Annotated in this window: 8 protein-coding genes; 5 read left to right on the top strand and 3 right to left on the bottom strand. The window is 68.6% G+C overall.

Translation table 11 applies throughout. The features are described from left to right. Nucleotides 1-480 precede the first annotated feature (480 nt). Nucleotides 481-1398, top strand: coding sequence for a pyridoxal 5'-phosphate synthase lyase subunit PdxS (gene pdxS / locus AB0F41_RS22750; protein ID WP_357426908.1), 918 nt, complete (start codon nt 481-483; stop codon nt 1396-1398). Nucleotides 1399-1575: 177 nt separating this feature from the next. Here pdxS and AB0F41_RS22745 read toward each other — a convergent pair whose 3' ends face one another. Continuing rightward, nucleotides 1576-2190: a hypothetical protein gene (locus AB0F41_RS22745; RefSeq protein ID WP_357426906.1), complete on the bottom strand. Its 615-nt coding sequence runs from the start codon at nt 2188-2190 to the stop codon at nt 1576-1578. Nucleotides 2191-2285: 95 nt separating this feature from the next. Between AB0F41_RS22745 and AB0F41_RS22740 the strand changes: the two genes are divergently transcribed. The 3 genes from AB0F41_RS22740 (at nt 2286) to AB0F41_RS22730 (ending at nt 4608) form a co-directional block, all read left to right on the top strand. Then, the gene (locus AB0F41_RS22740) at nt 2286-3104 is read left to right on the top strand and encodes an acyl-CoA thioesterase II (protein ID WP_357426904.1); all 819 of its coding nucleotides are present in this window, start codon (nt 2286-2288) and stop codon (nt 3102-3104) included. Nucleotides 3105-3225: 121 nt separating this feature from the next. After that, nucleotides 3226-3843, top strand: coding sequence for a pyridoxal 5'-phosphate synthase glutaminase subunit PdxT (gene pdxT, locus AB0F41_RS22735; protein ID WP_357426910.1), 618 nt, complete (start codon nt 3226-3228; stop codon nt 3841-3843). 12 nt (nt 3844-3855) lie between these two features. Continuing rightward, nucleotides 3856-4608 (top strand): YebC/PmpR family DNA-binding transcriptional regulator, encoded by a 753-nt coding sequence (locus AB0F41_RS22730; protein ID WP_357426902.1) that lies wholly within the window; start codon nt 3856-3858, stop codon nt 4606-4608. Nucleotides 4609-4736: 128 nt separating this feature from the next. On the opposite strand, the gene AB0F41_RS22725 is transcribed toward AB0F41_RS22730, so the two are convergent. Next, on the bottom strand, nt 4737-5231 hold the full coding sequence (locus AB0F41_RS22725; RefSeq protein WP_357426900.1) for an SRPBCC family protein: 495 nt from the start codon (nt 5229-5231) through the stop codon (nt 4737-4739). Next, nucleotides 5228-5611: a metalloregulator ArsR/SmtB family transcription factor gene (locus AB0F41_RS22720; protein WP_357426898.1), complete on the bottom strand. Its 384-nt coding sequence runs from the start codon at nt 5609-5611 to the stop codon at nt 5228-5230. Before AB0F41_RS22720 ends, AB0F41_RS22725 begins: the two co-directional genes overlap by 4 nt. A 101-nt stretch (nt 5612-5712) precedes the next feature. On the opposite strand from AB0F41_RS22720, the gene AB0F41_RS22715 reads away from it, so the two are divergent. After that, entirely contained in the window at nt 5713-6237 is a 525-nt protein-coding gene (locus tag AB0F41_RS22715; RefSeq protein WP_357426896.1) for an O-acetyl-ADP-ribose deacetylase, read from the top strand. Nucleotides 6238-6273 lie beyond the last annotated feature (36 nt).

Below are 6273 nucleotides of genomic sequence, written 5' to 3'. Positions count from 1 at the left end.
AACGTCAGCGGGTGCTGCTCGCCGAACGGCGAAGCCACAAGTCTCGAGGGCTGACAGCAGACGCCAAGAGGGCCGAACCCCGCGCGGCGAAGCCGCGCCTGTGACACAGCTCACTGGCATGTTAGGGTCGCAGGCGGTTTGACACACCGTAGTTGTGTCGATTCGGTGTGTGGAGGTGAAGACGTTGTCCTACATCCTGTTCGATTACCTGCTCCCGATTCTGGGCCCCGGAGCCGCGGAGTACTGGGCGAAGCTGCTCGTGGTCAATCCGATCTGAGCCGGTTTCGCTGTATGCCCGCCGGGCCGGTGTTCACCGGTCCGGCGGTCGTGTTTTCCGGTCCAGTCGTGCCCGGTGATCGGATAGTCCCAGGTGGTTGGCAGTCCAGTGTGGTCTCACTGGCTATGAAGGTCGTTTTCGGGCCCACCTAGAATCGTGGTGTTCATCGAGGATCGACCAAGGCAACAGACACAGGAGCTGCCGTGACCACGCCCCAGACCAACCGGACCGACGCCACCCGCGAGGCGGGTACCGCCCGCGTGAAGCGCGGGATGGCCGAGATGCTCAAGGGCGGGGTGATCATGGATGTCGTCACCCCGGATCAGGCGAAGATCGCCGAGGACGCCGGGGCCGTCGCGGTGATGGCGCTGGAGCGGGTGCCCGCCGATATCCGCGCCCAGGGCGGTGTCTCCCGGATGAGCGATCCGGACATGATCGACGGGATCATCGAGGCGGTCTCCATCCCGGTGATGGCCAAGGCCCGGATCGGGCATTTCGTGGAGGCCCAGGTGCTGCAGAGCCTCGGTGTCGACTACATCGACGAATCCGAGGTGCTGACCCCCGCCGATTACGCCAACCACATCGACAAATGGAATTTCACGGTGCCGTTCGTCTGCGGTGCCACCAATCTCGGCGAGGCGCTGCGCCGCATCACCGAGGGTGCGGCGATGATCCGCTCCAAGGGTGAGGCCGGCACCGGTGACGTCTCCAACGCCACCACGCATATGCGCAAGATCCGGCAGGAGATCCGCCGCCTGACCACGCTGCCCTCCGACGAACTCTTCGTCGCCGCCAAGGAACTGCAGGCGCCCTACGAACTGGTCAAGGAGATCGCCGAGACCGGAAAACTGCCCGTCGTGCTGTTCACCGCCGGTGGTATCGCCACCCCGGCGGACGCGGCCATGATGATGCAGCTCGGCGCGGAGGGTGTGTTCGTGGGCTCGGGCATCTTCAAATCCGGTAACCCGGAGCAGCGTGCCGCCGCGATCGTGAAGGCCACCACCTTCTACGACGACCCCGATGTGCTGGCCAAGGTGTCGCGCGGCCTGGGCGAGGCGATGGTCGGGATCAACGTCGACGACATCCCGCAGCCGCACCGGCTCGCCGAACGCGGGTGGTAATTCTCCCGGAGAGCTCGGCACGCCGTTGGTGCTGTGCTCCCGCCGGATCGAACTGACTCCGGCGGGAGCGGCGCTTGCTGGTATCGGGCCGGGAGGCGCTGCCGGCAGCCGAGGAGGTGGTCCGGTCGGCCTGCCGGGGCGGGCGGTGTCGACGATCCGCGTTGGCGGCGTGAGCGATCAGTCCTCGCCGGTATGCAGGGCGGGGCGGTCGGGGTGGTCCCAGCGGATGAAGTACGTCGGTGTCTCGTTGTGGTGCCGGTCGTGAGCGAGTAGGGCGGGGACGGTCCAGGCATCCTCGCCAGGAGTCCCGCGGGCAAGCGCGGCGGCGCCGAGATCGAGCCGGACGGTGAGGTCGAAGGACAGTCCCCGGCCCAGCAGCATCGGGCCCGCGACGAACAGAACCGTCGCGGGCAGCGCCGTGTGCGGGCGCGCGCGGGCGGAACGGTCGGCGGCCTCGTCCCACAGCGCGGGCAGCCAGGTGCCGGTGCGGTGGATCGGATCGAGTACTTCACGCCGGAGCGCCTCGTAGTCGAACCAGCCCGTGCGATAAGAGATCTCGTCGCGGCCGAATTCCATGCGCAGCGAGGCCGGCCGGACGAAATCGTGTACCGAGATCACTTCGGCCGGGCGGCCGTCGTCGCGTACCCGGCCGGCCGCGTGGTGCGCGAATTCCAATGGATGGGCCGCATCCGCGCCGTCCACGGCGACCACCCGGTGGCCGTCCAGTACGCGAAGGCGTTCGGTCAGCAGTTCGACGAGGGCGTCGGGGGTTATCGGGGTGAAGCGCGGCATCCGACCATCACAGCAGGTCCGGACCTACCTCCGGTGACGGGGATTACCCTGCACCGGACCATGGGAAATCGGACCGTCCGGGATAATCTCAGCGGATGGCGACTATCGAAGAGGCACTGGAACTCGAACGCCTCGAGCGCGATATCTTCCGCGGCGCGTACCCCAAGACCCAGCTGCCCCGCACTTTCGGCGGGCAGGTGGCGGGTCAGGCGCTGGTCTCGGCGGTGCGCACGGTGGAGCCGCGTTTCCAGGTGCATTCGCTGCACGGGTACTTCCTGCGCCCGGGCAACCCCGAGGCGCCGACCGTCTACATGGTGGATCGGATCCGCGACGGCCGCTCCTTCTGCACCCGCCGGGTGACCGGTGTGCAGGACGGTGACGCCATATTCACCATGTCGGCGTCCTTCCACATCGGCGACGAAGGTCCCTCCCATCAGGACGAGATGGCCGACGTAGCGCCGCCGGACGGTCTGCCCGACGCGAAGACCTCCATGGACCCGGAGCGGCTGTGGGCCATGCGGGAATGGGAGCACTGGGATATCCGCCCGGTTCCGCAGGAACAGGTGACCCGGCGGCCCGGGGTGGTCTCCCCGCAGCAGGTGTGGTTCCGGTACCGGCATCCGCTGCCCGACGATCCGCTGTTCCACGTGTGCACGCTCGCCTATATGAGCGATATGACGCTGCTCGGCTCGTCCAAGGTCACCCATCCCGACGAACCCACGCAGAACGCGTCGCTGGATCACGCGATGTGGTTCCTGCGGCCGTTCCGCACCGACGACTGGCTGCTCTACGACCAGTCCTCACCCTCGGCCGGGTTCGGTCGCGCCCTGACCGGCGGCAAGATCTTCGATCGCGGCGGGCGCCTGGTGGCGGCGGTGGTCCAGGAGGGGCTGATCCGCACCCTGCGTTCTTGACGTGAGGGAGCGTGAGCCCGCGCACACCGAACGGGATCGTAAGCTCGCCAGGGTGAACGAGTCTGCGGATTCCCCACGGCCGGCGGCCGGACCCGGTTCCGGTGCGCCCGCCGGGCCCACCATCGGCGTACTGGCCCTGCAGGGCGATGTCCGGGAACATCTCGCGGTCCTCGCCGCCTGCGGCGCCCGCCCGGTACTGGTGCGCAGACCGGCCGAACTGGCCGCCGTGGACGGGCTGGTGCTGCCCGGCGGGGAGTCCACGGCCATCAGCAAACTGCTGGAGATCTTCGACCTGCTGGAACCGCTGCGCGCCCGGCTGCGGGCCGGGATGCCGGCGTTCGGGTCCTGCGCGGGGATGATCCTGCTGGCGAGCGAGATCCTCGATACCCGGCCCGACGCCCACCATCTCGACGGTATCGATATGACCGTGCGGCGCAACGCGTTCGGCCGTCAGGTCGATTCGTTCGAAACCGATCTGGAGTTCGCCGGCGTCGACGGCGGGCCGATGCGGGCGGTGTTCATCCGGGCGCCGTGGGTGGAGCGGGCCGGGGCGGAGGTCGAGGTGCTGGCCCGGGTGCCCGGTGGCCCCGCGGCGGGCCGGATCGTCGCGGTGCGGCAGGGGCGGGTCGTGGCGACCGCCTTCCATCCGGAAGTGACCGGCGACCACCGTGTACACCGATTGTTCGTCGATCTCGTGCGTGGCGTAGCGTTGTCGTCCGATAGCGTGCCATCGACCTGAAGGAAGTAGGGAATGAGCGGCCACTCCAAATGGGCCACCACCAAGCACAAGAAGGCGGCGATCGATGCCAAGCGCGGCAAGCTGTTCGCCAAGCTGATCAAGAACATCGAGGTGGCGGCCCGGACCGGTGGTGGCGATCCGGAAGGTAATCCGACCCTCTTCGACGCCATCCAGAAGGCGAAGAAATCCTCGGTCCCCAACGACAATATCGAGCGGGCGCGTAAGCGCGGCGGCGGCGAAGAAGCCGGCGGCGCCGACTGGCAGACCATCATGTACGAGGGTTACGGTCCCAACGGTGTCGCCGTGCTGATCGAATGCCTCACCGACAACCGCAACCGTGCGGCCGGCGAGGTGCGTGTCGCCATGACCCGCAACGGCGGCAATATGGCCGATCCCGGTTCGGTGGCCTACCTGTTTCACCGCAAGGGCATCGTCACCCTGGAGAAGAACGGCCTGTCCGAGGACGATGTGCTGATGGCGGTCCTCGACGCCGGCGCCGAAGAGGTCAGTGACCTCGGTGAATCGTTCGAGGTCATCAGCGAGCCCGGTGATCTGATCGCGGTGCGTTCGGCGCTGCAGTCCGCCGGTATCGACTACGACTCGGCCGAATCCGGGTTCCAGCCCTCGGTGAGCGTGGCGGTGGACGTCGACGGCGCCCGCAAGGTGTTCAAGCTGGTCGACGCGCTGGAGGACAGCGACGACGTGCAGAACGTCTACACCAATGTCGATCTCTCCGACGAGGTCCTCGCGCAACTGGACGACTAGAGCCGTCCCCCACGTACGGGGTGGTGCCGCCGCGCGGTGCCGCCCCGTACGTGTATCTCCGTGATCACGGGGACTCGATCGTCCCGCGACCGCTTTCGCGGCGTTCGCCGCCCGCACCGGAAGCGATGCTAGGCCTCCAGATTCGCGTAGTAGTCCCGCATCGCGGGGTAGTAGTCGTCGAAATCGGGATATGGCGCTCCGGCGCGGGCCGCGCCGAGCGCGTCCAGGTAGTACTCCCAGCCCGGACCGACCTCGGTGACCTTCTCGTCCGATTCGAGATGGTGGGTGAACACCAGTTCGGTCTGCCCGTCCTGTTCGGTGAGCGTCGCCTCCAGATGCCAGCTCCCGTATTCGTCGACGGTACGCAGCCCGAGGTGCCGGGGTGGAACGCAGGTGTCGATGGTGTAGTCGGCCCAGGGTTGTTCGTCCTCGTAGGTCATCTGGACGCGAATGGTGCGGCCCGGTCCGGCTTCGCCCTCCCAGGGGCCGAACCACCGGGCGGTGCGGTCGGATTCGGTGATACTGGCCCAGACGTCTTCGATGGGGGCGCGGTAGGTCCGGGTGAGGATCAGATCCCGGCCGTGTTCGGTGCGCTCCAGGCGGCCGGCGGGTGGATTGGTCATGCCGAGTTCTCCTCGCTGAGGGACGGGGGTGGTGCCGGGGTGGCCGATGCGGTGCCGCCGCGGCGGTCCCGGCGGGTGCGGTGGACTTCGGTGCCCAGGGCGTCGAGCCGGTGTTCCCAGCCGGTGGGCCGGTCGAGGGCGGCGATCCAGGCGCCGATGGACCGCAGCGGTGCGGTGTCGAGTGTGTAGTACCGCTGCCGTCCGCGTAGCTCGTCGTGGACCAGCCCGCTGTCCCGCAGGACCCGCAGATGCCTGCTGATCGAGGGCCGGCTGACCGGGAACCGGGCGGCGATGGCGCCCGCGGTGAGCCGGCCGCCGCGCAGCAGCTCCAGAATCTCGCGCCGGATCGGATCGGCTATCGCCGCGGCCACCTCGTCCACCGTTAAAGCGTAACCAATCGGTTACGTAATTGTCCAGCACGGGTTCGTGACGCCCGGTGTGCCGCTGTGGCCGCGGCGGCGGGCGGCGGCACAATGGCGGCATGGTCGCTGTGACGCTCGTTCTCGGGGATATCACCGAGCAGCAGGTCGACGCGGTGGTCAATGCCGCGAACTCCGAACTGCTCGGTGGCGGGGGTGTGGACGGTGCCATCCACCGGCGCGGCGGACCCGCGATCCTCGCGGAATGCCGGCGACTCCGGGACACCGAGTACCCCCGTGGCCTGCCGACCGGCGCGGCGGTGGCGACGACCGCGGGCGAGCTCCCCGCCCGCTGGGTGATCCACACCGTCGGGCCGGTCTGGTCGGCGCGTGGCGACCGCGCCGCGCAACTGGCGCCGCTGCTGGCCTCCTGCTACAGCGAATCGCTGCGGGTCGCGGCCGGACTGGGGGCGCGGACGGTGGCCTTCCCCGCCGTCTCCACCGGCGTCTACCGCTGGCCCATGGACGATGCCGCGCGGATCGCGATCGAGACGGTGCGCGAGTACTCCGCCGATATCGACGAAGCGCGATTCGTACTGTTCGACTCCGCCGCCTACGACGTCTTCGCCGAGCGGCTGGCCCGCTGACCGGAACCGCTCGGCCGGTCTCACCCGCGCCCGGCA

Source organism: Nocardia sp. NPDC024068, from assembly GCF_040638875.1.
Taxonomy (GTDB): Bacteria; Actinomycetota; Actinomycetes; order Mycobacteriales; family Mycobacteriaceae; genus Nocardia.
Note: the sequence above shows the minus strand (reverse complement) of the source record. Positions and strands in the feature narration are given on the sequence as shown.

Excerpts from the sequence above, each read along its gene's own strand:
- AB0F41_RS22745 (WP_357426906.1), bottom strand. The coding sequence starts at position 2,190 with ATGCCGCGCTTCACCCCGATAACCCCCGACGCCCTCGTCGAACTGCTG.
- AB0F41_RS22740 (WP_357426904.1), top strand. The coding sequence starts at position 2,286 with ATGGCGACTATCGAAGAGGCACTGGAACTCGAACGCCTCGAGCGCGAT.
- AB0F41_RS22730 (WP_357426902.1), top strand. The coding sequence starts at position 3,856 with ATGAGCGGCCACTCCAAATGGGCCACCACCAAGCACAAGAAGGCGGCG.
- AB0F41_RS22725 (WP_357426900.1), bottom strand. The coding sequence starts at position 5,231 with ATGACCAATCCACCCGCCGGCCGCCTGGAGCGCACCGAACACGGCCGG.
- AB0F41_RS22715 (WP_357426896.1), top strand. The coding sequence starts at position 5,713 with ATGGTCGCTGTGACGCTCGTTCTCGGGGATATCACCGAGCAGCAGGTC.